The organism is Citrobacter sp. VF227 (assembly GCF_052950715.1).
Genome location: NZ_JBRFVF010000058.1, coordinates 1 through 1,045 on the forward strand (window position 1 = coordinate 1; position 1,045 = coordinate 1,045).

At 54.3% G+C, this 1,045-nt stretch carries 2 protein-coding genes; one reads left to right on the top strand and one right to left on the bottom strand.

The genetic code is table 11. The annotated features are described in order from the left end of the window. Positions 1 to 830 (top strand): F4 family fimbrial subunit (locus ACU8YC_RS24975; RefSeq protein WP_446895955.1); only part of this gene is annotated, 830 nt, incomplete at its 5' end. Positions 831 to 850: 20 nt separating this feature from the next. Here the strand turns inward: ACU8YC_RS24975 and ACU8YC_RS24980 are convergent. After that, the coding region (locus ACU8YC_RS24980) for a hypothetical protein (protein ID WP_446895956.1) at positions 851 to 1,045 on the bottom strand (195 nt) is incomplete at its 5' end.

Sequence of the window (1,045 nt, forward strand, 5' to 3'; positions counted from 1 at the left end):
GGAAACGGATTATGAAAATGAAAGCACTGAAACTGGCTCTGCTGGCGGCGGGTCTGGTAAGCGGCAGCGTGTCGGCGGCGTTCACGGAAGGTGACCTGGCGGCCGATAACAGCATCACCCTGAACGGTGAGATTAAAAACACCAACCCGGTGTGGGCGTGGAAAACCGGGGCAGACCAGACAGACTGGGACACCACCAAACTGGAGTGGAAGGTGACCGGGGGAAATGCGACGGCGGACTTCTCGGGCAAAGGGGATGTGACCCTGCTGGACGGGTATCTGGTGAATGTTGCGGCGAAGGCGTCTTTGGGTTTACAACCCTCCATCACCATCGGAGGTGATGATTATACTATTACTAACTGGCCAGGTTCTGTGGAGCATACAGTCAAGGTGAAGGTGACCGGTCTGACGGATGCGACGGATACCACCTCCACCGTGGACGGGGAGATGACATTCAGAACAGTTATGGCATCAACCATAGGTTATGTTAATGCAACGCAAAATTATCTCAAACTTGTGTCGGTGGAGGGCGTTGGTCAGAATTGGACGCCTCCAGCAAACTCTCCAAATGTAAATTTTCAGAATGCTGCGAAAAAAGCGCTGGATAACCAGAAGCTGTCTGTGGATTTTGCCACAGCCCCCTACGCTACTAAGTCTTTAGATATTGCTAGTGCACCAGAGGCTGCAAATGTATGGTCTGCTGGTGCCAATCGTTCGCAAATTACCGGTGGTGTTCACGCTAATATCAACTCCGCCCGGGTGACCTTCCCGGCGGCGACCATCCCGGAGTCCTGGGAAGGGGCGCTGACCGTCACCGTGGCCTATAAGTAATCACTGACAGGTCTTCTGACTCACAGGGAGGGGGAACCCTCCCTTTTAAAAGCATCTTCCGTTTGGGTCCTGACCGGGACCGGCAGAAACACCACCCCGTACCACTCGTTAACGTAACGGTAGACACCATGAAAAATCACCTCAGTTCCTGTGATGGCAGCGGTGAAACGTGCGCTGCACATCGTCGTTTGTTCGTCGCCCCCGGAAGGCGCCTG